General features: G+C 61.8%; 23 protein-coding genes and 3 pseudogenes. 12 read left to right on the top strand and 14 right to left on the bottom strand.

From position 1 onward, the window contains the following. Window positions 1-81 precede the first annotated feature (81 nt). A complete protein-coding gene (locus tag ACFXS9_RS23275) occupies window positions 82-2310 on the bottom strand; it encodes a recombinase family protein (RefSeq protein WP_392692076.1) in 2229 nt (742 codons plus the stop codon). A 538-nt stretch (window positions 2311-2848) separates the two neighbouring features. Between ACFXS9_RS23275 and ACFXS9_RS23270 the strand changes: the two genes are divergently transcribed. After that, complete coding sequence (locus ACFXS9_RS23270) at window positions 2849-3646, top strand: group II intron maturase-specific domain-containing protein (RefSeq protein ID WP_392692368.1); 798 nt, start codon at window positions 2849-2851, stop codon at window positions 3644-3646. Window positions 3647-3857: 211 nt separating this feature from the next. Here ACFXS9_RS23270 and ACFXS9_RS23265 read toward each other — a convergent pair. Both ACFXS9_RS23265 and ACFXS9_RS23260 read right to left on the bottom strand, forming a co-directional pair. After that, window positions 3858-4840, bottom strand: a pseudogene (locus ACFXS9_RS23265) (NAD-dependent epimerase/dehydratase family protein). 108 nt (window positions 4841-4948) lie between these two features. Continuing rightward, window positions 4949-6598: a glycosyltransferase family 39 protein gene (locus ACFXS9_RS23260; RefSeq protein ID WP_392692365.1), complete on the bottom strand. Its 1650-nt coding sequence runs from the start codon at window positions 6596-6598 to the stop codon at window positions 4949-4951. A 345-nt stretch (window positions 6599-6943) separates the two neighbouring features. Here ACFXS9_RS23260 and ACFXS9_RS23255 point away from each other — a divergent pair, with 345 nt between their 5' ends. Both ACFXS9_RS23255 and ACFXS9_RS23250 read left to right on the top strand, forming a co-directional pair. Further along, window positions 6944-7834, top strand: a complete 891-nt coding sequence (locus ACFXS9_RS23255) for a DUF308 domain-containing protein (protein ID WP_392692362.1) — start codon at window positions 6944-6946, stop codon at window positions 7832-7834. Window positions 7835-8007: 173 nt separating this feature from the next. Then, the gene (locus tag ACFXS9_RS23250; RefSeq protein ID WP_057848121.1) at window positions 8008-8421 is read left to right on the top strand and encodes a MucR family transcriptional regulator; all 414 of its coding nucleotides are present in this window, start codon (window positions 8008-8010) and stop codon (window positions 8419-8421) included. 23 nt (window positions 8422-8444) lie between these two features. On the opposite strand, the gene ACFXS9_RS23245 is transcribed toward ACFXS9_RS23250, so the two are convergent. After that, window positions 8445-8873: a SufE family protein gene (locus tag ACFXS9_RS23245; RefSeq protein WP_028348922.1), complete on the bottom strand. Its 429-nt coding sequence runs from the start codon at window positions 8871-8873 to the stop codon at window positions 8445-8447. An 82-nt stretch (window positions 8874-8955) separates the two neighbouring features. Then, entirely contained in the window at window positions 8956-9387 is a 432-nt protein-coding gene (locus ACFXS9_RS23240) for a DUF5330 domain-containing protein (protein ID WP_392699972.1), read from the bottom strand. Window positions 9388-9809: 422 nt separating this feature from the next. On the opposite strand from ACFXS9_RS23240, the gene ACFXS9_RS23235 reads away from it, so the two are divergent. From ACFXS9_RS23235 to ACFXS9_RS23225, 3 genes are read left to right on the top strand one after another with little or no spacing between them, the layout of a single operon-like run. Next, complete coding sequence (locus ACFXS9_RS23235; RefSeq protein WP_392692358.1) at window positions 9810-11621, top strand: PAS domain-containing sensor histidine kinase; 1812 nt, start codon at window positions 9810-9812, stop codon at window positions 11619-11621. Then, complete coding sequence (locus ACFXS9_RS23230; protein WP_392692355.1) at window positions 11614-12348, top strand: peptidoglycan-binding domain-containing protein; 735 nt, start codon at window positions 11614-11616, stop codon at window positions 12346-12348. Before ACFXS9_RS23235 ends, ACFXS9_RS23230 begins: the two co-directional genes overlap by 8 nt. A gap of 33 nt (window positions 12349-12381) precedes the next feature. Further along, window positions 12382-12726, top strand: a complete 345-nt coding sequence (locus ACFXS9_RS23225) for a DUF1491 family protein (protein WP_057835166.1) — start codon at window positions 12382-12384, stop codon at window positions 12724-12726. Window positions 12727-12739: 13 nt separating this feature from the next. Here the strand turns inward: ACFXS9_RS23225 and ACFXS9_RS23220 are convergent. After that, a pseudogene (locus tag ACFXS9_RS23220) lies at window positions 12740-13713 on the bottom strand (DUF2336 domain-containing protein). Between the two features lie 243 nt (window positions 13714-13956). Here ACFXS9_RS23220 and ACFXS9_RS23215 point away from each other — a divergent pair. After that, the gene (locus ACFXS9_RS23215; protein WP_028348914.1) at window positions 13957-14157 is read left to right on the top strand and encodes a hypothetical protein; all 201 of its coding nucleotides are present in this window, start codon (window positions 13957-13959) and stop codon (window positions 14155-14157) included. A gap of 16 nt (window positions 14158-14173) precedes the next feature. Next, window positions 14174-14947 (top strand): hypothetical protein, encoded by a 774-nt coding sequence (locus ACFXS9_RS23210; protein WP_392692352.1) that lies wholly within the window; start codon window positions 14174-14176, stop codon window positions 14945-14947. A gap of 174 nt (window positions 14948-15121) precedes the next feature. Here ACFXS9_RS23210 and ACFXS9_RS23205 read toward each other — a convergent pair whose 3' ends face one another. Both ACFXS9_RS23205 and ACFXS9_RS23200 read right to left on the bottom strand, forming a co-directional pair. After that, on the bottom strand, window positions 15122-16042 hold the full coding sequence (locus tag ACFXS9_RS23205) for a LysR family transcriptional regulator (protein WP_057851989.1): 921 nt from the start codon (window positions 16040-16042) through the stop codon (window positions 15122-15124). A 95-nt stretch (window positions 16043-16137) separates the two neighbouring features. After that, window positions 16138-16326 carry a hypothetical protein gene (locus ACFXS9_RS23200; protein WP_392692349.1) on the bottom strand — a complete coding sequence of 63 codons (189 nt, stop codon included), beginning with the start codon at window positions 16324-16326 and terminating at the stop codon, window positions 16138-16140. Between ACFXS9_RS23200 and ACFXS9_RS23195 the strand changes: the two genes are divergently transcribed. Both ACFXS9_RS23195 and ACFXS9_RS23190 read left to right on the top strand, forming a co-directional pair. Next, window positions 16310-17140: a tripartite tricarboxylate transporter substrate-binding protein gene (locus tag ACFXS9_RS23195; RefSeq protein ID WP_392692346.1), complete on the top strand. Its 831-nt coding sequence runs from the start codon at window positions 16310-16312 to the stop codon at window positions 17138-17140. The genes ACFXS9_RS23200 and ACFXS9_RS23195 overlap by 17 nt on opposite strands. 39 nt (window positions 17141-17179) lie before the next feature. After that, a complete protein-coding gene (locus ACFXS9_RS23190) occupies window positions 17180-18340 on the top strand; it encodes a mandelate racemase/muconate lactonizing enzyme family protein (protein ID WP_392692343.1) in 1161 nt (386 codons plus the stop codon). 462 nt (window positions 18341-18802) lie between these two features. Here the strand turns inward: ACFXS9_RS23190 and ACFXS9_RS23185 are convergent, their stop codons facing one another. The 3 genes and pseudogenes from ACFXS9_RS23185 to ACFXS9_RS23175 form a co-directional block, all read right to left on the bottom strand. After that, on the bottom strand, window positions 18803-19021 hold the full coding sequence (locus tag ACFXS9_RS23185; RefSeq protein WP_392692340.1) for a hypothetical protein: 219 nt from the start codon (window positions 19019-19021) through the stop codon (window positions 18803-18805). Between the two features lie 53 nt (window positions 19022-19074). Continuing rightward, a complete protein-coding gene (opgC, locus tag ACFXS9_RS23180; protein WP_392692337.1) occupies window positions 19075-19554 on the bottom strand; it encodes an OpgC domain-containing protein in 480 nt (159 codons plus the stop codon). A gap of 118 nt (window positions 19555-19672) precedes the next feature. Beyond that, window positions 19673-20443: pseudogene (locus ACFXS9_RS23175) on the bottom strand (OpgC domain-containing protein); the annotation flags it as partial. A 609-nt stretch (window positions 20444-21052) separates the two neighbouring features. Here ACFXS9_RS23175 and ACFXS9_RS23170 point away from each other — a divergent pair. After that, complete coding sequence (locus ACFXS9_RS23170) at window positions 21053-21715, top strand: response regulator (protein ID WP_392692336.1); 663 nt, start codon at window positions 21053-21055, stop codon at window positions 21713-21715. On the opposite strand, the gene ACFXS9_RS23165 is transcribed toward ACFXS9_RS23170, so the two are convergent. The 3 genes from ACFXS9_RS23165 to ACFXS9_RS23155 form a co-directional block, all read right to left on the bottom strand. Continuing rightward, entirely contained in the window at window positions 21710-23836 is a 2127-nt protein-coding gene (locus tag ACFXS9_RS23165) for an MASE1 domain-containing protein (RefSeq protein ID WP_392692333.1), read from the bottom strand. The genes ACFXS9_RS23170 and ACFXS9_RS23165 overlap by 6 nt on opposite strands. Window positions 23837-23842: 6 nt before the next feature. Then, window positions 23843-24091: a DUF3551 domain-containing protein gene (locus ACFXS9_RS23160; RefSeq protein ID WP_392692330.1), complete on the bottom strand. Its 249-nt coding sequence runs from the start codon at window positions 24089-24091 to the stop codon at window positions 23843-23845. A gap of 345 nt (window positions 24092-24436) precedes the next feature. After that, on the bottom strand, window positions 24437-25297 hold the full coding sequence (locus ACFXS9_RS23155) for a LysR family transcriptional regulator (RefSeq protein WP_392692327.1): 861 nt from the start codon (window positions 25295-25297) through the stop codon (window positions 24437-24439). A gap of 93 nt (window positions 25298-25390) precedes the next feature. Here ACFXS9_RS23155 and ACFXS9_RS23150 point away from each other — a divergent pair, with 93 nt between their 5' ends. Further along, window positions 25391-26248 (top strand): MBL fold metallo-hydrolase, encoded by an 858-nt coding sequence (locus ACFXS9_RS23150; RefSeq protein WP_392692324.1) that lies wholly within the window; start codon window positions 25391-25393, stop codon window positions 26246-26248. Window positions 26249-26398 lie beyond the last annotated feature (150 nt).

Below are 26398 nucleotides of genomic sequence, written 5' to 3'. Positions count from 1 at the left end.
GTGGAACGGGCGCAGGCGTATATCGCGTCAGGGCACGCCGTCGTCGTGGACATCGACCTGGAGAAGTTCTTGGATGTTGCGTCATACTACACCTTCAGTTTTTTTGAGAGGGTCGAAGAGGTCCGGAGCAACTGCAGGTACCTGAATTCGTATGCCTTTTGCCCGTCCGCGATAGACGTGAACGGCCTTAAGCTCGCCGCGCTTTACACGTTGCAAGATGGTTTGCCGCGAGACGCCGAGTAGATTCATGGCCTTGAACATCTTCACGTAACCTTCGGGCGCGCTCTCCACAAAGCGCGACCGCAACTCGTCATTGATACGGATGCGCCAAGGCGCGCCAGGTGTGATCTGCTCTCCGGCAATGAAGCCATCGTTGAGGCAGCGATGCAAAGTAGAGGGTGCGATCCCGAGAGCGCGTGCTGCTTTCTCGATCGTCATGCACTCGCCGTCCTGCACTTGCTGTTTCGGCTGGAAGCACGGGATCTCCCAGTGCGTCCGCAGGCTCGACACACGATTTGCCGTAAACGACAGTCCTGTGGCCGTTGTACGGCCTTGGCGATTGAGGATGCCGGCGATCTTGGTGTCGGGATAATGTGCAGCCAGTCGCCGCAGCAGATCGATCGTATCGTCGGCGGTGCGGATCGGCGATGGATGCGAGTGCGGCAATGGGACATTAACTTCACTGAAGAGACCGCCGCGCCAACGCAGCGTCAGGTGAGCGTTGTATTTATCGCGCTCGACTCTCAAGGTGACATCGTCGAGCAGCGTGCGGAGCAACTCCTTGCGATCGCGATCGCTCGTCGTGGGAGCGAACCAGATACGCTTGAGGTCTTTACCGAGTGCAAGGATAGCGTCGCGTTCTTCGTGCGTAAGCGAGCGCGGTCGGGCATGTTCGCGGTCCGAGAGTTCGGATTCGGCAGTCTTCAATTCCAGCAGAGCGCTTTCCCATTCTGCTTCGAGTCCACGCGCGACGAGTCTATTCTCCGGGTCCACTGCGCGATAGCGTCGCTCGGCGCGCTGCGCGTTGTAGCGCGCACGCTCGACGTCGCGACGGAACTGCGCGAGAGTCGTCTCGCGATCGGCGTCGAATTGCTCGATCGCCTGGAGCGAGGCTTCCAGGCCTGCGGGCGCGAGAGCCGCAAGGAACGCTTCGGCGACAGCCGCATCGATCTGCACACCGCCGATGTTGAGGCAGTACTCGCCCCGGCCGTTGACGATGTTCTTGCCGGCGCAGTGATATCCGGGCGCCGAGAACCGGCCGCTGTAGTGTACGGCCAGGCGCCGACCGCAGTGTCCGCATACGGCGAGGCCTTGCAGGAGTGCTGCGCCTTCTCTCACGGCACCCCCGCTCTGGTGCGGTCGAGGACGGATGTTCTGCGCCAGGCGCTTCTGGTTCGCCTCGAAGGTATTCCAATCGATGTATCCGGCATGATGGTCACGAATGAACACCGGCCACTGCTCGCGGTCGCGTTGTCTGATGCGCTTTCGGATTCGACCGCCCGCATCGAGATAGCATGTCTGCTGGGTGCGGCCATACACATAAACGCCGGCATAGAACGGGTTGGTGAGGACCTGGTGGATCTTTGTGTAAGTGGGGGCGACCCAGCGGAGATCGACAAGGCTGTTGGAGTGCAGCGGAAAGCGCAGGCCTTGCGAGCGGAACCACAGCCACACGCGTCGTGCCGAGCCGAATTCGGCAAAGCGGTCGAAGACAGCATGGATCGCGGCTTGCACCGACTCGTCAGGATGCAACAGCACCTCCCCGTCGGCGTCGCCCCGTACCAGACCCACCGGCAGCCCGCGGTGCAGTTCTCCGCGTGCGGCCTTGTTGCGGATGCCACCGAGCAGCCGCGCACGCAGCACATGCAGCTCTGCCTCTGACATCGTACCTTTGAGCCCGAGCACCAGGCGGTCATTGAACAAGCCCGGATGATAAATCCCATCTCCATCACCGATGAGCGTGTGGGTCAGGCCACATAGATCGAGCAGACGGTACCAATCAGCATTATTGCGCGCCAGTCGCGAGACTTCCAAGCCGAGCACGATGCCCACCTGGCCGAGGCCGACCTCCGCGGTCATACGCGCGAAACCGGTGCGCTCGGAAAGGCCGGAACCGGAAATACCGAGGTCCTCATCGATGACCTTCACCTGATCGCGTCGCCAACCAAGCCGCGCGGCGCGTTCGGCTAACTCGTACTGACGGGCAGTGGACTCGCGATTATGCTCGACCTGCGTCGTACTGGACTGACGCACGTAGACGATTGCGCATCGGCGTAGGTGCTCAGCGGTAATCTTGCTCAGTTCGTTCATCGTTGTGATCTCCGGCAGTGGCGATTGCTCGGGCGATTAGTCGGGCGAGTCGCAGCACGAGATGTGCGCGCTGCTCTCTATCGAGGGCCTCCCATACAGGTACGGCCCCGCGCTGAGGTGGTGGGTCGAGAAAGCTTAGCTGCTGCATGGCTGTCCTCCGATTCCGGTGGCAGGACAGTATGCGCGCCATCCAATTGCCGCAGCAAAGCGTCGACGATCGTCCGGGCGTGCAGCAGCTCGGCGTGGGAAGCCAGGAATGCCGCTCGAGCGCATTGCGGGCTTGCACGCGGTAAATGTTGTGCGATAGGCAGATCTGTCCACGCGGCCGGTACAAGGGCACGGGTACCATCGGGCAGTACAAGCGTCAGATGAAGTTCGCCGCGTCGATGACACCAGCCAAGCACATTAAGCGCAGATCCCTCAAAGGGATGGCGCGACCGAACGATGGTTACCTGATCGGGATAGTCGTCGAGATGATGAGCGCGGTGGTGGGTAGTCTGTCGAGTAGTCTTTCGACCGGGTCAACCACGACATCCTAATGGGGCTCGTCGCCAAGCGGGTTGCTGACAAGCGCGTTCTGAAGCTCACCCGCGCCTTCCTGAATGCGGGTGTGATGGAGGGCGGGTTGGTCAGTCCGACAGAAGAGGGCACGCCGCAGGGCGGCCCGCTCTCGCCGTTGTTGTCGAACCTGATGCTAGATGTGCTGGACAAGAAGCTTGAGAAGCGCGGTCACCGCTTCGTGCGCTACGCCGACGACTGCAACATCTATGTGCGCAGTCAAAAGGCGGGTGAACGGGTGCTGGCGGGCATCGAGAAGTTCCTGGAAAAGCGCCTCAAGCTCAAGGTCAACAAGGCCAAGAGCGCGGTCGCCAAACCGAGCGTCCGCAAGTTCCTGGGCTTTAGCTTTACAAGCGGGCCGGGGCCACGACGGCGCATCGCACCGCAGGCGATCGCCCGCTTCAAGGCCAGAGTTCGGGAATTGACGCGGCGCACAGGCGGACGAAGCCTCGCGCAAGTCGCCAAGGAATTATCCGTTTACCTTGTCGGCTGGCGTGGCTACTTCGGCTTCTGCCAAACCCCGTCGGTATTGCGCGCACTTGACGAATGGATCAGGCGGCGGTTGCGCGCCATCGCCTGGAAGCAGTGGAAGCGTGGACCCGCTCGCTTTGCAGAGCTGCGACGCTGCGGCGTCGGCCGGGATCGGGCGGCTCAAACCGCCGGCAGCCCACATGGCCCTTGGCGGCTGGCAGCGAGTCCCGCGCTCACCATCGCATTGCCAACTCACTTCCTCGGTTCACTCGGTCTCACTTCCGTCGCGGCGTCGAGGTCCGCATAATCCATCGAACCGCCGTATACGGACCCGTACGTACGGTGGTGTGGGAGGGGAGGAGTCGCGAGACTCCCCTATCCCGATTTGCCCACCCTACGATACGCCCAAACAAAAACGCCGCCCGGGATTGGGCGGCGTTTTGATTCCGGACGTGTAGAGGTATGTGGCCGACAGTTTAGCGCATCCGCGCGGCTTGTCCACCGGATACTCTCGCCGCTCACTCTACCGGGTAGGGTCCCTCGCGAAAGACGCGGTCGTGATAGCCCTTGCTGCCAATCTCCCGCGCGAGTGGACTGCGGATATCATCGCCAGCCCGCAGCCGCGCAATCAGCGTGCGGAAATCATGGCGCGGTTGCCAGCCGAGTTCGGCACGTGCGCGGTCGTTGACGTAGACGCGATCGATGCCTGGAATCATCGTCCAGCCGCGCCGCGCAAATTCAGCCTCAAACTCCGGCACGTAACGGCCGACCACGCGCGGCGCGTCGTTGCGCAGTTCCGCCGTGTCGTTTCGTGAGAATGGCGTGGTGGCGCTGATGATGTATTTGGCGAAACCGGCTGATGGCGCGCGGTCGGCCGCCATCAGATGCGCGCTGACCACGTCTTCGATATCGACGCGGCGATAGAGGAACTCGTTGGTCTTGATGTTGGCGTCGGTGTAGGCCTCGCGTGTCGCGCGATTGTCATCCTCTTCAGGAAGAAACGCGAGGTGCGCAGCACGACGGTGCGAAGCGCGTGATTGCGCGCAAAGAGCTGGCACAGATCCTCTGCGGCAGCCTTGGTGACGCCATAGATATTTTTCGGCACGGCCGCGACGTCTTCGGTGATCCACGCCGCTGGCTCGCCCGGCGGTGGCACCAGCGCCTCGCCGAAGACGCTTGTGGTGCTGGTGTAGACGAACGCCGTGACGCCGGCTGCGGTGGCTTCTTCCAGCAAACTGAGCGTGCCTGACATGTTGACGTCGATAAATTCCTGGCGGCTGTGGGTCGCCACATGCGGCTTGTGCAGCGTCGCGGCGTGCAGCACGGTCGTCACGCCCTTCATGCAACGGCGCACGAAAGCGCGGTCAGTGATCGAGCCTACGTGATGCGTAAACACGCCGGGCAGAACGTCGATGCCGATGGCCTCGCGCCCCTGCGCCTGCAGCGTACGCATCAGCGCCTCGCCGAGATGGCCGGAACTGCCGGTCACCAGTACGGTCACGCCGCCATAACCTTTCGCGCGTTCGAGAATTGTTGATTTTCGAAAGCGAGCGTAGCCCTGCGCCAGTTCAGCAGCAAGGCGCGGGCCGGGCGCGGCTGTTATGCGGGATCAGGGCGCCGGAATCGCCAACAGCGTCGAGATGGCGCGGCCGCGGATGTCGTAGACGCGCGCGAACACGACGTCGTCGCGCTTGATTTCCACCATGACCGGCGCGGTGAGACCCTTGCAGTAGAACTCGCCCAGCGTCATCGCGAAATCGGCGGACTGGCTGTCCCAGCCGATCGTGAAGTCCGGGCCGAGCGCTACCTGCGCCGGGCGCTGCGGGCCGCACACCGCGACCTTCCACTTGCGTCCCAGTGGAGGAAATTCCTGCCGTTCGACCAGCTCCTCGCGCAGGCCGTCGGAAGCCTGCTTCAGCGCCAGCCCCCAGTAATCCAGCATAAACATCTTGTCGGCGCCGCGAACCGTGCCGGCAATGTGATTGAAATGGGTGTATTCATAAGGGTGCAGTCGGATCATCTCGCTGAGTGGCAGCAGCAGGCCGAACGTGAACACCGCCAGTGCGGCCGGTTGCCAGCGGCGGTGATTGTTCTTCAGCCAGTTCATACCCCAGGCGAACGATGCGCCGGCCAGCACGGCCATCGGCGGGATCACGAAAACGAAATGCCGGATGCCGTTGTAGAGCGCCGGCCGCTTCACCATCGCGATCACCAGCGGCAGGCTGGCCGCCAGCGTCAGCATCAGGAAGATGGTCTTGCGGCGCGCTGTCACGTCCACGCGCGACAGCGACATGAAGGTGCCGACGACGCCAGCGAACAGAAGCGCGAGCAATATCTCGGGAAGCTGCAGCGCGAACAGCGTCGGCAGATACGACCACGGCATGTCGGGCACTGAGACCAGCGCGCCGTCGAACATTTCCTTCCAGGGCTTTTCGAAGAAATGCGAGAAATAGGTCAGCGCCTGGAACGGATGGCCGGGCTCCATGATCGACCACGGCCACACCAGGCCCATGAGCAGGTATCCGAACACGAGCCCCGGGACCAGGACGTACACGACATGGGCGAAGCGGCGGATCGCCTCGCGCGAGCCTTGCGTGCGAACGTCCTCGATCAACAGCGGGACGAAGCCCACCATTGCATAGACCACCGCCAGCCCGCCGAGAATCCGGCAGCCGATCGAAAGACCGGCGCCGAGGCCTATGATCAGGATCGTACGCGGTGAGGGCGCGGGATACTCCTCGGCGAGGCGCACCAGACCCAGGATCAGGATCACCATCGAGACGGCAAACGGCGCGTCCTTCGGGTTCATGAACATGTGCCCGTAGAAGGTCGGGCACAGCGCCAGCAGCAGCAGCGTCGCGAGCCCGGCAAGCGGGCCGCCGACGCGCCGCGCCAGCCGCCAGGTCACGGCGAGGCCGACCAGCCCGACGACGGCACCGAGCAGGCGGCGCGTTTCGAACAATTCGAGCGGAATGACCTTGTGCAGCAAGGCCGCCGCCATGTCGAAGCCGCCGCCATACATGTAGAGATTGGCGAACGACAGCGCGCCGGTATCCTTGAAGCCGGAACCGTACATCCGCAGCAGCAGATCGGCATATTCGGCGTGCGTGTAGTCGTCCCAGCCCAGTCCATAGTCTCGGAAGGTCAGGCCAGCAACGAGGGTGACAACGGCCAACGCGAAGATGGCGAGGTCGTCACAGGTCCGCTCCATCGAGCGCCGCGCAGGCGTATCGAGAGCAGAGGTCGTAATGGATGACATGGCGATTGGTAACCCAGCGTCCCCTATGGCCCAGCTTGGATATTCTTGAGCCTCATTCCCCGGGTACCCATATAGCTCAGTTCCATTACCAAGTAATTGGGAATTGTGGCCTAAATCCCTGATGCAATGCAACAAAAGGGCAGTAATTGGTAGGTGGGTAAAATTACGGGCGCCGGAGTGAACGGCACCTGAATAGCATGAAACACCTGCGACCGAGATTCCTGCAACCGAACAACGCCATGCGGAACCCAGTGTGCAATTGGCGGGTGGCGATGCGCACAATCTGACGGTATCGTGGCGTTGGGCGGCTTGCGAGCGTTTCGGGCGCGGCTGAGGGTTAGTTCAATGATGGTTGTTATGTTGGTCGCCGGGATCGGCCTCGTTTTGGCGGGGCTGCTGGCGATCGGCTTCGGGATCCCGATCAAGGAATTCAGCACCGGCAACACGCTCATCATCGCCGGCGTGATCGGCGTCTGCGCCGGTGCGATCATGCTCGCGCTCTGGATAGCGGTCCGGGAGCTGAAGAACGTTGCGCGGCGGCTCGGCGCCAGTATGGCTGAAGCGCCCGGCGAGGCCGCGGTGCGGCCGGTGCTTCCTGCTGCCGCGACGCGGGATTCTGGTCCCTTCGGCGGCGGTTTCCCGGCCGCCGAACAGCCCACTGGTCCCGGACCATTCTCGCCAACCGCACCGCCGCCTTTCTCGCCAGCGGCGCCGCCGCCTTGGCAGAACGAGGCTGTCCTGCGGGATCACCCGATTCCGGAGCCGACCCACCCCGAACCGCCACCATCGGCTGCGAAACCGAAACGCAATTTGCTGTTTTCCTCGACGTCGCGAAGAGAGCGCGAGCGCGCGCAGGGGCGTGCCAGCGAGCCGCTGCCGCCGGACCTTTTGTCATCGGACCTTCGTTCCAATCCACCCGCCGTGCCGCCGGCCGAGCCGGCCGAACCGCCACGGGCGTCGTTCGAGAATGCCTGGCCGAAAGCGGAGCGCGCAAAATCCGGCGAAACCCCGCTGCAGCGCCGCGGCGGCCGCACTGCCCCGGCGTCCGCGGAAGCCAATGGTGGACCGCCGCGCACGGAGGATCAGCCGGCGGTGACAGTGCTGAAGTCCGGCGTCGTCGATGGCATGGCCTATTCCCTCTACTCCGACGGTTCGATCGAGGCCCAGATGCCGGAGGGGATGATGCGCTTCGCCTCGATCGACGAACTGCGCGCGCATCTCGATCAGCGGTCCTGACCCGGCAATACTTGCCGCGAGAGCGGTTGTTGAAAATAAAGCGCCGCTGTTCTTGTCAGTTTCCCGGCACTTCGTTCATATACGCCAAGTTGTATAGGATGCCGCCGATGTATAGGCGCGGTTGGATACTGTCCGAACCGCACAGATGCATCGTAATCCCAGAAGGTTGAGCCATGACCGATCCCGCAGGCAAGACGCCCGTCGAACTGACCGCCAATATCGTATCGGCCTATCTCAGCAACAATCCGACCCAGGCCTCGGAAATCCCGAACCTGATCAGCCAGGTTCATGCCGCGCTGATGCGAGTGTCGAGCGGCCGGCCCGAGGCCCCGCTCGAGCCAGCCAAGCCGGCCGTATCGGTCAAGAAGTCGATGACGCCGGAATATCTGGTCTGTCTGGAGGACGGCAAGCGCTTCAAGTCGCTGAAGCGCCATCTGCGCACGCAGTACAACATGACGCCGGAGCAGTATCGCGACAAATGGGGGCTGCCGCCGGATTATCCCATGGTGGCGCCGAACTACGCGGTGGCGCGTTCGCAACTCGCCAAGAAGATGGGACTTGGCCAGCAGGCGCGGAAGCGGAAGTAAGCCCCCGGTCAATGCGACGGCGTCTACGACGCCGCGGCAAGCGCCTCGCGCGCGTCGGAGCGGATGCGTTCGACCATGGAGCGTAGGCCGTTGGAACGCTGCGGCGTCAGGTGCTCGCGGAATCCGAATTCGTCGAATACCGCGAGCGCATCGGTTGAAAGGATGTGCTGCGGCGTGCGGCCGGAATAGAGCGTGAGCAGGATCGCGATCAGGCCGCGCACGATGTGAGCGTCGCTGTCGCCCAGATATTTCAGCCTCGGTTCGCCGTTGCCGCTGCGGTCGATCTGCCTGGAAAGCCAGACCTGGCTGACGCAGCCATTGACTTTGTTCTCGGCGGAATGCTCGGCCTCCGGCATCGGGTCGAGCGTGCGTCCGAGTTCGATGACGTACCGGTAGCGGTCGTCCCACTCGTCAAGCAGTTCGAAATTGTCCCTGATTTCGTCGATCGTCATCTTGGCCCACGTCCGTTTCAGTACGCCTTATATAGGATGCGGACCGCACGAAAGCGACGGAAACGGGGCCGGTTCCGCGGCCTTATTTTGAAGCCAACGGCGTCCGCGGCATCCGCCATTCGATCGCCATATCGTCCCCCGTCAGCGCATCAGTGGGCGAGGTGGCCGCGATGACGGCCTCGGCGTCGCCGGCGGTGTCGATGGAGCTGGTATGGTCGGGCTTCTTGTCGGGAACGGAGGGCGGCTCGGGCTTCTTGTCGGTGATGATCTTGTACAATTGGCGGGCGCCGTCCTGGGCGCGCTGGCCGATCGCGGTGGCGGCCTGGCCACCGACTTCGCAGGCCGCCGGCTGGCGCTTGCAGAACTGGCCCATGTCGGAGACGGCGGCGGTCGCAGCCGATACGGCCTCGGACGCGCCGATCTGCGGCACCTTGTCCGATTCAGGCGTCTTTTCTCTGGGCAGCAGCACGAGCACGAGCCCGAGCCAGAATGCCATGCGAAGCAGAAAAAACATCTCGCGACCCCGGTCGTCTCTTATGGTTGTGTTGCGGTTAAGTCCGCTAGCTTTGTTTCTGACTAACAGCCCTCGATAAATCGCAAGTGTTTGCATTGAGGTAAAATCGCCGAAAATTTTCTGAAAACCGTAACGATCTGATTCGGCGTAAACTTTCGATTGACGACCACCGCCGCGCGAAACTCCGCGCCGCTCGCGCATCCACCATTTCGAAACCATAGATCGATCGCGCTGGAAACCTGTCGTTCACCATCCGGGTCGAATGACCGTCGCGTGAGACGTCAAACCTCTGCGGATGCGCGTTGTTGGTCGGCCATGCGCCGGGCCTTAGCGTTCGCTTAAGCTCACTCTGACACGGTGGCGCAAAGATAAGGGGGCGTTCCGGCGCGTCTGTCTGACGAACAAGCCGAAGCGCGAGAGCCGTGATTGTTTTGAGTATCATCCGCGATTTTCTCGATGCGCTGCTGCATCCCTCGGCACGATATGATGCGCTGACGAGTGCGCGTCATCGCGCTTTCATGGCGCCGCGGCTGCTCGGCAGCCTGGTGGCGCTTGCGGCCTTTCCGGTCTATCTGGCGATGCGCGGGGCGCCAACGGCGCTCGAGGTCACTGCCTTCGCCTGGCAGATCGCACCCATCCTGTTGTCCTGGTTCCTGTCGCGCACCGGCCGCTACGAGGGCGCGCATATCCTGTCCGCGCTGGCGCTGGCGGGCCTTGTCATGATGATTGCCGTGACCACCGGCGGTATCGAATCGTTCGCCGCGGTCTGGCTCATCGTTCTTCCCCTGGAAGCGGCGCTGTCGGCCTCGCGCCGCGTGGTCGTGTTTGCCTCTGCGCTTGCGCTGTCATGCGCCGCTTCGCTGATCGCGCTCGGGCATTTTCACCTGCTGCCGATGGCGGAGCCGAACGCGGCGCTGCACGGTCTCCTGATGGGTGCCGGCGTTGCTTCGGCGACGCTTTATGCGGCGGGATTGGCCGTTAGCGCGGAATCGCTGGCGCGTACTTCCGTGTCGCTGCTCTATCTCGAGGAAGACCGCTACCGTCTGCTTGCGCGAAACATGAGCGACGTTATTTCGCGTCACAACCGCAGCGGCGCCGTGGAGTTCATTTCGCCGGCGGCGGAGGCCATGCTCGGTACGCCCGGCGCCCGGCTGACCGGCCATGGGCTGTTCGACCGCGTCCATGTTGCCGATCGTCCGGCCTATCTCACGGCCCTGTCGGATGCAGCGCGCGGCAGCGAGCAGCGGAGCGTCGAATTCCGCCTGCGCCGCGACGCGGGCCGCGGCCAGAACGCTTCCGCCGATTTTATCTGGGTCGAGATGCGTTGCCGACCGCTCGAGCAGGTTTCGCCCGAGGCCGAGGTCGTCGCCGTGATGCGCGACGTCACCGACCGCAAGATCCAGGAGCAGGCCCTTGAAACGGCGCGCACCGCCGCCGAGCAGGCGGATGCCTCCAAGACGCGGTTCCTGGCTACCATGAGCCACGAACTGCGCACGCCGCTGAACGCCATCATCGGCTTCTCCGAGATGATCGTGCACGAAGAGGCGATGATGATCGACGCCGCGCGCCGCAGGGAATATGCGCAGTTGATCAACGATTCCGGCCAGCATCTGTTGTCGGTCGTCAACGGCATCCTCGACATGTCCAAGATGGAAACCGGCAATTTCGAAATTTCGCCGGAGCCGTTCGCGCCGCGCGCGGCACTGTTGCACTGCTGCAATTTGCTGGCACTGAAGGCGCGCGACAACGGCGTCGACCTGATCACCCGGGCAGCAGAGGACTTGCCCGTGATGAACGGCGATCCCCGCGCGTTCAAGCAGATCGCGCTGAACCTCATCACCAACGCCATCAAGTTCACCGAGCGCGGCGGCAGTGTGACGGTTTCCGCCGCGGTCGAGGGACCGCGGCTGATGCTGAGTGTCACCGATACCGGGGTCGGTATCGCGGCCGAGGATCTCGCGCGGATCGGCGATCCGTTCTTCCAGGCCGGCAAGACCTATCAGCGCAAGCACGAAGGCACCGGCCTCGGCTTGTCGATCGTGAAGGGTCTGGTTGGATTGCACAACGGCGAGATGAATGTGCAGAGCAGGGTCGGCGAGGGCACCACGGTGGCTGTTACCTTGCCACTTGACTTTGCGCCTTCGCTGACCACTTCGAACAACGTCGCGACGCTGAAGCCGGCGCTGCGACCCGAATCTCAGGATGAAGTCGATCAGGTGAAGAAACGTGCCTAGGCGTATTGACGACGATAACGAGATGCCGCGCCGCCGCCGTCGCGGTGCGAAAGCGGTTGCGATCGAAGCGGAGGAAGGGCGCGGCCTCGTGATGCGCATTCTCCTGCACAGTCCGAAAGACATGATCGCGGGCCTGCTCGCGGCTGCCGCAATCTGCGCTATTGTCGCCAATGCGCTGTTCCTGCAGGCCGGCCGCCATCCCTCGCCGATGTTCGGCTCGGTCGTGACGCTGTCGGCGCCGCAAGCTGCCGTCGTTAGTCCGCTGCCGCGCCCGCGCCCGGTCGAAATAACGAGGCCGGTCGATTCTGATCCGCCGGAAATCAGGCCGGTCGAGGTGAGGGGGGCTGAGCCCAAACACGTCGAGATCAAGAGCGCCGAGCCCAAGAACAACGATTCCAGGAACAACGATTCCAAGAACGCCGATCCGATGACCAATCTGGTGGTCAAGTCGACCGGCGCGCCCGCCGCGGCCCCTTCCAACGTGGTGCGACCGCCGGCGCCGATTCCGACGAATGGGCAAAGCGCCGGCGCGCGCCGCGTCGCGGCGGTGCAGCGCGCACTGACGCAATATGGCTACGGCCAGTTGAAGCCGACCGGCGCGGTCGGTGCGGACACCCAGGCCGCGATCTCGAAATTCGAGCGCGACCGCAAGCTGCCGGTGACCGGCCAGATGTCCGATCGCCTGGTGAAGGAGCTCACGACGATGATCGGGCACCCGATCGACTAGCATCTGTCCGCTCGTCGGCCTATCGTCGATCTCATGCGATTGAAATCAAGCATCTGGGTGGCCGCATACCTGCGCCGCTGCCAGAACGAGGGAATTTTTGGCGCCGTGCGCAAGCGCGGGGCAGAGGAGGCGGGGGCGGTGTTCATCAAGGTGGCGCTGCTCGACGGCAACGCCATGCTGTATGCGCCTGCGCCGCAAACCGTCTATGACGAGAGCCGCCCAGCCGAGCGGCTGTTCGCGCCGGCCTCGCCGCAGCCGGTGCCCGAGCAATCGGTGGAGGAGCGTCTCGCCAAGGAACTCCGTTTCGATCCCGACGCCTGGATCGTCGAGACCGAAGATCGGGCAGGGCGGCACTTTCTCGATTTGGCCAAAGCCTAGAAGCGCCGAACGCCTAGCGCTTCGAGCCGTCGGTGCCGGTGCGTACCGGCGCGGTTCCAGGCTGCACCGCGGGACGTGTGTGCGAACCCGCCGCACGCGCGCGGTGCCGTTCTTCGTCGTACAGCGCGGCGCGATATTTGGCGCGGCTGACTGCCATGGTCGAGCCGCGCCATGCGGCCAGCATGACGAGCGCGGATCGTTCGCTCAAACGGTCGTAAAGTCGCGACAAGCGATAGACGTTGTGTACGGATGAGCCGAATTCCGGATTCAGGAACAGCAGCACGCGCTGGAAGATTGCGCTCGGCATGTCGAGCGCCTTCGCTGCGCATGCCAGCGGCTCGCCGCCGGGATCATTGACAACTTGCGTTGCGATCCGCGATGGCAGGATCAGGGCGTCGCCGAGTTCGAGCGCGAAGTTTTCGGCGTCCTCGGCGAACGCGGCCATTTCCAGGATATGAAGCGCGCGGGCGGCGCGGGCTGCGGGAATTCGCGCCGAGGCCTTCAGCGGCGTATCGGCGAGATTGTGCAGGATCAGCGCGCGCTCGCTGGGACCGGCCGTGAAGAACATATCGCTGATTTCGGCAGCATCGTTGGGCCGCATTGCCAGGTTGGACGCCATCCGCAACTGCGCCTCGGTCGGCGCCTTCACCGTCGGCGCGTCGGTCGGGGGAGCGGTGATTGCAGCCGCGAGCGGCAGGGGCTGGTCGGGGTGCGCACGCCGCAGGCCGAGCCTGTCCATGATCTCGGCCGGTGTCGCCGGATAGATCGCGAGCCGCGCCCGCACCGCCGCGCGGGTGGCGTCGTCGACCTGGTCGATCAGGCGGGACGTCAGTTCGACGAACTGCCGCTCCTCGTCGGCGGAATGGGCGCTGGCCTGGACATAAAGGTCGGTCAGCACGCGCAGCAAGGTCGGGCGGATATCGACGCCCCGCGGCGCGAGAGCGTCATCAGCCCGTCGAATCCCGGAAACAATGGAGCTGCAGTCATGTCAGGTGTACGCGACTTCGATAATCCTTCGCGTCAGCCTACGCAGGGCGTTTTAAGAGTTGGTTAAGGAAAACAGCCCCTGAAGAAATCCGATAAAATGCGAGCTTTCGGCGGGCGGCGTGAGCCGCGGAACCCGTAACTGTACCGACTGCACAAATTAAGATGCCGTTAACCACGTTCTGTTCTGAATAATGGCATGTCGCCGGTCAAAATCGTGACCGCGGCAACCAGAGAGAACGGAATATGGGCACCATCATTGAATTTCCGGCGGATGCGGCTTCGCGACGGCCGGGCTCAACCATGGATGGCGCTCCACGCGATGGCCTGGGAACTGTGCTGATCCTTCCCGTTGTCCGCATCGAACGCGAAGCCGGCGGAACCGGTGATGGGCGCGGGCCGGAAGAGGGGACGGCGCCCGGTCGCCGTCGCCGTCGGCGCCCCTGAACGACGGACGTTTGCAATGCCGGAAAAGTGCCTCCCGATCCGGACCACCGGGCTTCGGTCACTCCCGGCTCTCATGCTGCTTGTTGTAAGCGCAGCGCTCGGCGGTTGCAGCGGCGGCGATTTCGGCCGCACCCGCGCCGACATGCGCAACGACGACATGCACCGCTGGCTCGGCGCCGAGGCCACGGCCAGCGTCGGCCTAAAACCTTCGCATTTCCAACTTACCGAAAGCGAACGCCAGCTTCGCGATCTCGCCTATCCCCTGATCGAACCGCCGCATTCGCGGCCCGCCTGGAAGAGCGTGTTCGGTGATTACCAGCCGCTGCCCTCGCCATGGCGGCAGAAGGTGGTGTTCGATCGCACCACCTATGGACGCGCGCTGATCGACGAGCCGCACCGCTCGCACACCTCGCGTTATCAGCAGTTGATCGAGGACGTTCGCAACGACATCACGAGGTTCGAGCCGTTCTTTGCCTCCGCCATCCGCGTCATAGAACTCGACCGCAAGCGCAGCGCCAGCCTGAAGATGGTGTCGGAATTGTCGCCGCGCGAGCAGGCGGATGCGATCGCGCGCATGGAAGAGAACACGCTGATCGTGCAATGGGTCCAGCAATGCCTGGAGCGGCGTATCTCGTCGTATCGCTGGGCGCTGGAGCGGCTGGTGATCCACACGCCGGACGGTATCGCCGCCGATGCCGACCGCCTGATCGGCGAGCTCGCGGCGCAAACAGCCAATCCGCCGGTCGCCGCGCAGCCTGTGATCGGGCGTGCGGTGACGGTGAAGGGGTAGACCAGGGCGTTACTTATAAGTCTGAAAGGAGCCATTTACTTGGCGATGTCCGGATTACGCCCAGAAGCGGACATCTGGGCTGGCCTTCAGCGAGTCTGCTTTGGGCCAATAGCGGACGCTGGACCGCTGCTTTACCCGTTGGAATGTGCTCCGAACGGCGTGCGCGATACGAGACTATTTAGAGCGACCCGACCGACGCGGTTGAATGCCTTCGGAAGAAGACAGACTCTGAACCAACAATTGCGCCGGTAGGCTCAGGCCTTTCTCACGCACTAAAACGACGAACTGGCGCTTGGCCCATTTATCGCTGAGGGGGATCACCTTGAGCCCTAGCGCCTGCTGAATCGCGCTCGCTTCCTCAGCGGGTACAATCGCCACTGCCAATTGGGCCGCCACGATCCGGTAAGCGGCGTCCACGGTCGAGACCTGGATGCGGTAGCGCATCTGCTTGCCGGCGGCGGCCGCAGCACTGCGCTGGGTCGTCTGCATGATGCTGCGAGCGACGATGTCGACATGCTCGTAGTCAATCGTGTCGACGAAGGAGACAGAACGTTTTCTCGCCAATGGATGGGCGGGATGGACGACTACCGCAAGATGGTCGCGGTGATATGGCAAGGTCCGCAGGCCGCGCATGTCGACGGCGTCCCAACACACTCCGATATCGGCGCGCCCTTCCTCAACGCCGCGCACCACTTCCCAGATTTCGCGTTCCTCCAGGCTGACGCGTACGTCGAGATAGCGTTGCGCGAACAGGCTGATATCTTCCGGCAGGAATTGCGCCACCGCCGATTTACTGCCGAAGACACGCACGTGACCTTGCACTCCCTCGGCAAACGCTCCCAGTTCTGCCTGCATCCGGTCGAGCAATTGCAGCGATTCCCGCGCATAGCGGCACAGCACCTCCCCCGCCGCCGTCACCGCAACGCCGCGCCTGCCGCGTTCGAGCAAGGTGACGCCTGCGGCTTCCTCCATCTGGCTGATGCGCTTGCTCACCGCGGACGGCACGATCGCCTCGCGCCGGGCGGCTGTGGCGATGTTGCGTTCCTCGCAGACCGCGATGAACAGCCGCAACGAAACGGGATCGAAATTTCGCATGATCTGTCCTGCCGTCAGATTCAGACATCTTAGATGAGAATGGCTGAGGTGAAAATCTACCATTTCTGAGATGGCTGACAAGTCGGCAGTTTCATCTACATTGCGTGGATCAAAAAATGATCCTGGGAGATATTCATGCGTGCGGTTGTGTGTGCTTCTTTGCTGTTCTTGACGGCGTCTGCGGCGATCGCCCAGGATTTCCCCAAGCGGCCCATCACCATGATCGTGCCTTTTGCCGCCGGAGGCCCTACCGACACCGTGGCGCGCGTGACGGCCGAGAACATGGGCCGTCTGCTCGGACAGCAGGTGATTGTCGAGAACGTCGCCGGCGCGGGCGGCACTCTGGGCAGCAATCGGGTCGTCCGTGCTGAGCCCGACGGCTATACGCTTCTACTTCATCATCTCGGACTGGCCACAGCCGTCACGCTGTATCGGAAGCTTCCGTTCGATCCGACCACCGACCTGAAACCCGTCGGCGTCGTGTCCGATGCCAACATGGCAATCATTGCGCGCCCGGACTACGCCCCGAATACGCTGGCCGAAGTCATTGCAGACATCAAGGCCCGAGGCGATCACGTCACCTTCGCGCATTCGGGCCTGGGTGCGGCGTCGCAGCTTTGCGGTATGCTATTCATGGCGGCTGTTCAGAAGCAGATGAACGTCGTTCCATTCCGCGGAGGCGGCCCGGTTCTTCAGGCGCTGATGGGGAAGCAGATAGATCTTGGGTGCGAACAAGCCACGACCGCCGCGCCGCTGGTCCAGGCCAACAGCGTGAAGTCTTACGCCGTCACCAGCGCCAAGCGGCTGCCATCGATGCCTAACGTGCCCACCTCGGCCGAGGCCGGCCTGCCTGGCATGGAGATCAGCGTTTGGCACGGTATCTATGTGCCGGCGAAAACGCCCGATCCTATCGTGCAGGTGCTAACCAAAGCCTTGGCCGAGGCGCTCAAAAATCCGGCGCTGGCCAGCAGGTTCGCGGATATCGCGACCGATCCGACGCCGGACAAGGCAACGCCGCAAATCCTTCGTGAAACGCTGAAGAGCGAGATTGACCGCTGGCGTCCGATGATCACCGCAGTCGGCCAATACGCCGATTAAGCTTCCGCCCCTCCATCCTCCGACACGGACATCCTTCTCATGCGCATTGTCGACATCCGGGAGCGTACCGCTCCGATATCTTCTCCCATCGCCAACGCCTTCATCGACTTTTCGAAGATGACGCTGAGTCTGGTTGCCGTAGTCACCGACGTCATCCGCGATGGCCGGCCAGTCATCGGCTACGGTTTCAACTCGAACGGTCGCTACGGGCAGGGAGGGTTGATCCGCGAGCGTTTCGCGCCGCGCGTGCTGACGGCTGCGCCGGACAGCCTGCTTGACGAAGGTGGCCTTCTGGATCCCGGCAAAATCTGGGCGGCCATGTTCACTAACGAGAAGCCGGGCGGACATGGCGAGCGTTCGGTCGCCATCGGCACGATCGATATGGCGGTGTGGGACGCCGTCGCCAAGATTGCGAGCAAGCCCCTGTTTCGACTCTTGGCGGAACGCGCCAAAGTGCAGGCCAACCCGCGTGTCTTCGTCTATGCGGCCGGCGGTTACTACTATCCAGGCAAGGGCCTCGAAGGCCTGGCAGCGGAGATGCAAGGGTATCTCGACCGCGGCTACACGGTCGTGAAGATGAAGATCGGCGGTGCGCCGCTGGCTGACGACTGCAAGCGCATCGAAACCGTTTTGAAAATGTTACCTGCGGGCTGCAAGCTCGCCGTCGACGCCAACGGCCGCTTCGATCTCGATACTGCGGTGGCTTATGCGAAGGCGCTGCGCCAATACGATCTGTTTTGGTACGAGGAAGCTGGCGATCCGCTGGATTATGAGTTGCAAGCGAAGCTGGCCGAGCACTATCCCGGCCCGATGGCCACCGGCGAAAACCTGTTCTCGATGCAGGATGCCCGCAACCTGATCCGCTACGGCGGCATGCGGCCAGATCGGGACTGGCTGCAGTTCGACTGCGCGCTGAGCTACGGGCTGGTCGAGTATTTGCGCACGCTGGAAATGTTGAAGAGCTACGGCTGGTCGTGGAGCCGCTGCATTCCACACGGCGGACACCAAATGTCGCTCAACATCGCAGCGGGGCTCGGGCTCGGCGGTAATGAATCATATCCCGATCTGTTCCAACCGTATGGGGGATTCCCCGATGGGGTACGGGTGGAAGCCGGGCATATCAACATGCGGGAGCTTCCTGGCATCGGCTTCGAAGGCAAGTCCGACCTGATTACTGAAATGCGAAGCCTAGCGTCGTAAGGAGCCCCGCGAAATATGTAGCCCGCGCCCTTGGTCCGCTTTGTGCCATTGGACTAAACCGCTCGCGCGGTAGGGTGCTGCGGCGGGCGGTACAGCCAAAACGATAGCAAGACCTGAGCAGTAGCAGGCATTGAACTTGGTCTCCAAGCACCGGGATCGACCTTATCGGGCTGGCTGATCACCACGTTGGATCAAGGTGAGGCCCGAAGTGGACGGCCATGCAGCGCGCCAAAGATGCGTTCTCATGAGCGGTGCGGCCACGTATGGGATCGTTGGTTCCAGGAATTCCTGACCAAGATGGAATATCATCCGCCGAAGTTTCCAACCGAGCGCCAGACCGAGCAGCTGTTGGAGTTGGCCGAGCGTATCGGCAGCCCGACTCAAATTGGGAAAGGAGCCCTCGCAGAGTGTGTCCGCTGATTTCAGCCGACATTCGCAGCATGGTGTCCGGTTTGTCGTGTACTAGGTCCGCTTGCGCACGCCAGTGGAAACGGTCTCGTGTGCACGCACCGGGGTGCAGGTCGTGACTACGAGCGCAAACCTGCTGCACTGCCAGCCAGCGCCGAGCGCGGCGCTGGTGGGTGATGTCAGGTTGACCGACAGTAATGCCGCTACGCAGGCAAACACCATCCACGCCGCGATCAGCACCGCTCCCTTGTGGGTGCTTGGGTGGGAAATCATGGCCTTGGCTCCTGTACGGTGGTCGGAAGAATAAGGGGCAAGCCCCACAGTCTCTAATTCACGTCCTGAGCCACATTTTTCGCTGGTGGCCCGAAGGCGTGCGCGATTGCTGGCACTGGATCAGCGCCGCAGCCGGACTCGCGCTCCGGAGCAAACAGCATCTTTATTCGATCACCTCGTCGGCACGGGCGAGCAGCGTGGGCGGAAACGCCGAGCGCGTTGGCTGTCTTGAGATTGATGACCAGCTCAAGCTTGGTTGGCTGCTCGACGGGCTTCGCGTGCGGCTGCTGCCTGGGTTTGATCTTGATCAAGTTCAGCAGCATCGCCGCCACGATCATTGCCAGGACGCCGCCAACACTGAGCGCGATCTGCATCGTCAGCCCCTCCGAGATGTCGAGCAGCGCAAGGTGGCTGGCGAACGTCAGCAGAACGCCGAGGCAGTAGATTGGCAGCGAGTTCTGGCCACAGAGAATGGCGCCGCGCATCACCGCCGTCGTCAGCCCTCGCCAATCGCGAGGCACGATCCATATCACCAAAACCGCAAGGGCCAAAAAATGCAGCAGTCGCAATGGATCGAGATCTCGATTTGTCCATCGGGTAAAGCAGCGTCAGCAGCGCCTGCGGGACCGGCGCTTCCAGCGGTTTGATGCTCCAGCTCAATGCGATGATGAGGCTGAACACCAGATAGAGAACGGCAGCCACAAGCGCCGTGCGTGAGGTCACCGACGGCCGGAATCTCCTGCCCTCGATGATCCACCACGCGCCAAGCACAAACGGCAGCTGCCAGGCCAGCGGATTGAAGAACCAGTGGTTGTTCGGCCATGCCGGGATGGTCCAGCCGAAGACGTGCACCAGTGCGTAAAGCAACAGCGACGCGCCGAGCGTTGCGTTCGGTGCTCGCAGCAGCAGCCACAGCAGCGGCGCGAACAAAAGGTGATAAAGCACGAACAGCGGCAAGACGTCGGTGTTGACGGGGCGGTATTGCAGGATCGCCGCGTGCGCGAGCGTCACGCCCGGCTGTTCCAACAGAATGCGCGTATTGCTCTCGTCGGCAAGATGGCCGCCGCCTGCGAGGTGAACCATGATGGCGCAGGCGAGCGTGAGCAACAGAAAAGCGACATAAATATCCCAGCTTCGCCACAGCGTTCGGCCGATCACGCCGGTCCAGCCCCCGCACCGCCGTGCCTTGCCGTAGGCCAGCGCGCAGGTCACACCCGAGACGAACATGAACACTTCCGCGGCATCGCTGAAGCCGTAGTTACGCAGCGTCAGCCAGCTTCCGATGTTGTTGGGGACATGGTCAAGAAAGATGCACCAGAGCGCGATGCCGCGGCAGGCATCAATGCGCAGATCGCGGCCGTAGCCGTTCTGCTCTGGCAGCGCGCCTGCCAACGGCTTCGGGGTGGCAGTTCGATCATGCATCTGGTTGCCCGTCCGGCGTGCGAGCACGCTTCAAGAGGGACCGAATTTGACAAACAAACATCGCCGCCGCACTGCCGGATCGTACCAACGCCGCAGTCTAGAGCTGCTTCACGCCGAACCCGGCGACGAAAGCTGCGATGACGATCATATGGCGGCGCTTGGAAGAACATCCTAGCGCGTGAGGCGATCCGTTGACGATCATCGTTCAACGGCACAGCGCGTCAATCAGCCGGAGGTCCACACAGAGAGGTTCCTAGGTCCTATGATCAAGGTACCGTACAGATCTCGGCATCAATTGACATCCGTCAGACGCATCATGGACGTTCACCATTACGCAAGGGCGAAGGAGACTCTGAGTCCCGCGAGTCTCGTGGTCCGCACTCGCTTTTTCGGTGTCCTACCGTGAGGCGATTACAATTGCAGCACACAACGGCATTCGGCTCCTACCTTGAGTGGCTGACGGCGAACCGCTGGTTGGGCCACGAATGGAGGATGGACGGTTTCGGGAGCCAGTCTTCCGCCAGCCTCTTCCTCGCCAAAGGCCCGAAGGTGGGTGTATGATTTTCTTTTATTTGGATCTCCGTGCAATGGGATGACGGAGAGCTTTTCATGAAAGTTCTTATTGTCGACGACCATGCATTGATTCGCGAGGCGTTGCACGCTGTCCTGAAACAACTGAAGCGAGAAGCCGTTATATTTGAAGCTTCGAACAGCCGTCAGGCAATGCACATAGTCGAGGAACATCCCGACATCAGCCTCATTTTACTTGATATCAATTTGCCTGATCGAGATGGCTTCTCTGTCCTCCGTGAACTGCGAGACCGCTATCCGACCATTGCTATCATCATTCTTTCGTCTTCGGATGATCAAGACACAGTCAAGCGCGCTTTCAAACTTGGCGCTCTGGGTTTCATCCCGAAAACTACCGAACGAGAGGTCATGCTCAACGCCATCAAGTTAGTGTTCTCCGGCGGTATTTACATTCCCTCGGAAATTCTGGAGGAAACAACGTCTCCGCGGCTTACGAATAAGCTAGCGACGCGCGACTCTCTTAAGGATCTCGGGTTGACCGATCGGCAGATTGAAGTGCTTGCGCTCCTGATGAAGGGAAAAAGCAACAAGGTCATTGCCAAGACCCTCAATATGGCAGTGCCGACAGTGAAGAACCATATCACGGTCGTTCTCAAGGCGCTCGGCGTAACGAGCCGCACCGAGGCAGTAATAAAAGTAGGAAAAATGGGCTGGGAATCGTCGCCGAAATCTGAGTCATAAAGCCGGCCCGGTATCTCTCTTATCGTCATGATCCATAAAGAGCTCGTGCATGACAGCGCGGAGCCGCATTGGGTCGACAGGCTTGTGCAGCAAAATGTATCCTCTATCCTTAGCGTCACGTAATGGTTCAGGTGCCGTATCGCCGCTGATGAGAATAGCTGGAATCGATGAACCAAACGCCGCATTAATTTGTTCAATTGCTCGGATCCCGGTCTTTCCGCTCGCAAGATGATAATCCGAGATTATAAGATCGGGGCGTTGTTGACGCTCAGCAAGTCGGATAAGTGCAGCTTCGTCGGATTCGGCGGTAAGGACAGAGTATCCCCATTTGCCAAGCAATCCGCCCGTTTCCTCCAACACAATTGGAGCATCGGCAATAACAAAAATTACCTTGCCTTCGACCGCAAAGGCTGCGGGGCGAGGTGAGTCGACGGGCTCGGTGGACGTGACGCATTCATCGGCCATCGGAACCAGAATTGCGAATCGCGAACCTCGGCCCACGGTCGAAGCCAAGTCGATTTGATGGTTGAGAAGTAGGCGAAGCCTGTCGACAATAGCCAGGCCGAGCCCCAGGCCGCCGTACCGGCTCAGTTCTGGGGCAGGAAGTTGAAAAAACTCGCCAAAGATATTCTGCTTCTGATCCTCAGGAATGCCGCAACCGCTATCCCATACTTCGATACGCAACATTTCACCGCGCCGACGACATCCGACGATGATCCCGCCCCGCAATGTAAAGCGCACAGCATTGGATACCAGATTGAGCAGTATGCGTTCGAGCAGCATGACGTCACTCCGCACCCAGGCGTCACTTCGCCTAATGCGTAGACGCAAGCCTTTTTCTCGCGTTGCCTGATCAAACGTCGTCTCAATTTTTTGCAACAGGCGCGCGATCGGGAATTCGGTAATTTTGGGTGTAAGGACCCCAGCGTCGAGCCTGGAAATATCCAGGAGCGAATTGACCATTTCATCCATTTCTTTGCGCGTTGCATCGACCTGCTCGATCGTCTTTGTCCTTTCCCCCGATTTGAGCGGCGTGCGCAGCTGTGCAACGAACAGGCCTAGTGCGTGTAATGGCTGCCGCAAATCATGGCTTGCCATGGCAAGAAAGCGCGATTTTGCTGCATTGGCGAGCTCCAGCTCTTGCGTACGCTCTGCGACCTTCCGTTCGAGTTCGATCTGCGCGCGGCGCAGACTTTCCTCCCCTTTCTTGCGCACCTCGACGTCGGCGCTCAGTAACAAGCTTGGAACGGTAATACTGATCAAGAACATCAGCACCAGCAGGAATGAAACGTTGAGATCCGCGGTCGTGAAGGGACCGCCGCCTGTGAGCGTCCCCCAAATCGTGATGCCCGCGAGCACCAGCGCAACCGTTGCGGTGTCACGTGGACCGCAGCGCAGCGCCGCCCACAACATTGGCAGGATCGCAAGAAAACCCAGTGGATCTCGACTCGGCGTTTGCTCGATCAGGGGGCTGAAAGCAATGAGTCCAATAGCCGCCGCTGTTGCGAGGACGCCGACCGTCTCCAAAAATTCATTGCGGTTGAAAGCATGGTAATGGCTTGATGCCCAAAGCACGATAACGGGGGCGATGACCAGCGCGCCGGTCACATCTCCCAGCCACCATGTGACCCAGGCGTTCGCGAAATTCGTCCGTTCGATGTACCCGGCGGTTGCCAGGCTGGTCAGTCCAATGCTGGCGCTGATCGGTGTCGCGATCACGAAACAAATCAGAGCAAACTTCGCGACAGAATTTGGCGTCGAAAACGTATTACATCCGCTCGACCATCGATTGATCAGGTAAGCGCCAACAACCGCTTCAAGAGAGTTACCGGTCGCAATCGCAATTGCGGTGGCAACCGAGCCGGCGGTCATCACATTCGCGATCACCGCCGCCGCGAAAATTGCGGGCCAAGTCCGATATCCCCACAACAGCACCGCCGCCAGCGCGACACCCGTCGGTGGCCAAATTGGCGTTGCACTGGGATGAAGAGAGGCGAGAGCAAGGCCGGCTTTTGCCAGGGCGAAATAGATGACTCCAATTGCGACCAGGCCGCCGGCATAGCTAATGCCTCGGCGGAAATATATCCCCGGACCAAGCCATCTGATTTGCTCGTGAGGCACGCGGCGTCACCGATGACGCGGCCTGGCAGGAATTGTCAGGATGGCGGCGTTCGCAAGATAAGGATTGACCCCGCAGTAGGCCGTGCGGCCCGATGCGGAGGCCTGACATTGCTGGTAGCTAGTGAATCCACAATCGCCCGCGCCAGCATAGTCGTCGCCTTGCAGGCAATACCGGTACTCGCTAGCTACGACCGGGGCGACGCTGGTTGCGAAGATGGTCGCAGACGTCGCGAGGGCAAGAAAGAGGGTACGCATTTTTCTCTCCCACATTGAGGTGCCCCGGTTGACGCTGGGACCAACCGTGCGGCGCCGATGTGAACCGGCTCACATCCGCGGATGCAAATTCTTGAGATCGACCGCGCAGATTGGTAAGGAAGCCTGTCAAGCTCGAGTTGGGTCAATCGTTACAATGCATTCGGCAGTAAGTGCCTTGGATGTGGCGCCAGCCCTCGCATCGCAGAGACTCACCCTCGTTATTATCAGCGAGGAGACTGCGGGGCGGGGTGATATCGGAGATGGGGTCAAAAGGCGAAATTCCGGAGTGACCAGCCCATGTCTGCTTTTGCCTCAAAAGCAGAGTCTCGTTTCATGAGTGCACGCCTAGCGCCCGGTCTTGCCCGCCGATTTGACGCGGTTCGCTTTGGGTCGCTGCCGCTGCAGTTTCGCGATAAAGTTCTGCAAGGCTTCTGACGGCGGCCGCGACGCGCGGTAGGCGAGGCCGACCTCGCGCTTTACTTGGACGTCGATCTCGCGCACGGCGACATCGGAATTGGCGCGCGCCACGCCTTCGGGAACGATGGCAATGCCAACGCCGGCCGCAACCAGCGCCATCGCCCAATCCTCCGACTCCGCGATCGCCGCGGGCTGGCGCCGCGACGATGCGACGCGACCGAAGAACTCGCTCTGCTCGCAATGACAGCGATCGACCATGGCGACGCCGGCGAGGTCCGCGGTGCGCAGCCGCTCCTTCAGCGTCAGCGGATGCGACGGCGGCAGGGCCGCGACGTAGCGCTCGACCCAGAGCGGAACGAAATGCTCATCAGCGCGCAGCAAATTCTTGGAGATGATCCGCGCATCCGCTGCATCAGCGACGCCGACGAGCCGGAGCGCGATGTCGGAAGTCCCGGTCAGCGGCTTCAATAGCGCAATGGTTCGCGGGCGGTCGAGCGTGCGCATCAGGCCGAGCGTCAGCGCGTTTCGCGTTGCAGGTTTTCGGAACAGGTTTTTCGCGGCGTCCGCCTCGTCGATGATGCGGCGGGCCACGGCATGGAATTGTTCGGCCGCTTCCGTCGGCGCCACGCCCTTCTTGTGCCGGATGAACAGCGCCGTGCCGAGCTCGGCTTCCAGATTGGTGATGGCGGCCGAGATCGAGGGCTGCGAGATGAAGCAGCGCTTGGCGGCTGCTGTCAGGTTGCGCTCCCTGAACACGGCGGCGAAGTAGCGGAGCTCGCGGATATCCATAGGTTCATCCTATTGATACTATCAGATATAGATATTCTACCTATGATGATTCGGATGGCAAGCAGGTGCCTGATTTCAGAAGGAGTCATCGTCATGCGCGTCCACCATCTCAACACCGGCACCATGTGCCCGATCAGCCGGGGCCTCGTGAACGGCACCGGCAGCATTTTCCAGCGCGCGCGGTTGGTGTGCCATTGCCTGCTGATCGAGACCAATGAGGGGCTGGCGCTGGTCGATACCGGCATCGGACTGGACGACATTGCGAACCCGCCGCGGCTCGGTCCCAAATGGGTTCGGCAGACGACGCCGCGGCTCGATCCGGCCGAGACGGCTGTGCGGCAGATCGAGGCGCTCGGCTATTCCAAGGGCGACGTGCAGCATCTGTTGCTGACGCATCTCGATCGCGATCATGCCGGCGGCATTCCGGATTTTCCGAATGCGAAGGTGCACGTCCATCGCCGCGAGCACGACATGGCGGTGACGCGCCGGACGCCGGCGCCGAAGGGCCGCTACGTCACCGATCAGTGGAAGCACGGTCCGAAATGGGCGTTTTACGGCGAGGGAGGCGAGGATTGGTTCGGCTTCAAGAGCGTGCGCGCGCTCGGCGACCGTGAACCCGATATCCTGATGATCCCGCTGCCAGGTCACACGCTCGGTCATTGCGGCATCGCCGTGCGGAGCGGGGATAAGTGGCTTCTGCACGCCGGCGATGCCTATTTCTTCTATGGCCAGATTCAGGCTTCGCCTCGGGTCCCGCTGGTGCTCGGCATGTTTCAGCGCCGCGGCGACATGGACCGCGCCATGCGGATCGAAAACCAGGAACGGCTACGAACGCTCAAGGCAAACCACGGCGATGCCGTGACGATCTTCAACAGCCACGATCCCGTGGATTACGAAAATTGCCGTTGCGGGCAACACCAGGAAGTGCCGGCTCACGCTGGAGCAGGATGAGATTAGGTTGGGCCGTGACAACGGACCGTCTCGTGCCCCGGACGCAAGCGGCGTGAGTGCTGCGAGCCGGGGCCCATTCTACTTTGCATGGGGTTGTTTTCGCGATTTTGTGTCTGGGCCCTGCGTGTACCGCCGAAGAGCATCTGCACT

Origin of the sequence: Bradyrhizobium sp. RDI18 (assembly GCF_043203335.1) — a bacterium.
GTDB lineage: Bacteria > Pseudomonadota > Alphaproteobacteria > Rhizobiales > Xanthobacteraceae > Bradyrhizobium > Bradyrhizobium retamae.
Note: the sequence above shows the minus strand (reverse complement) of the source record. Positions and strands in the feature narration are given on the sequence as shown.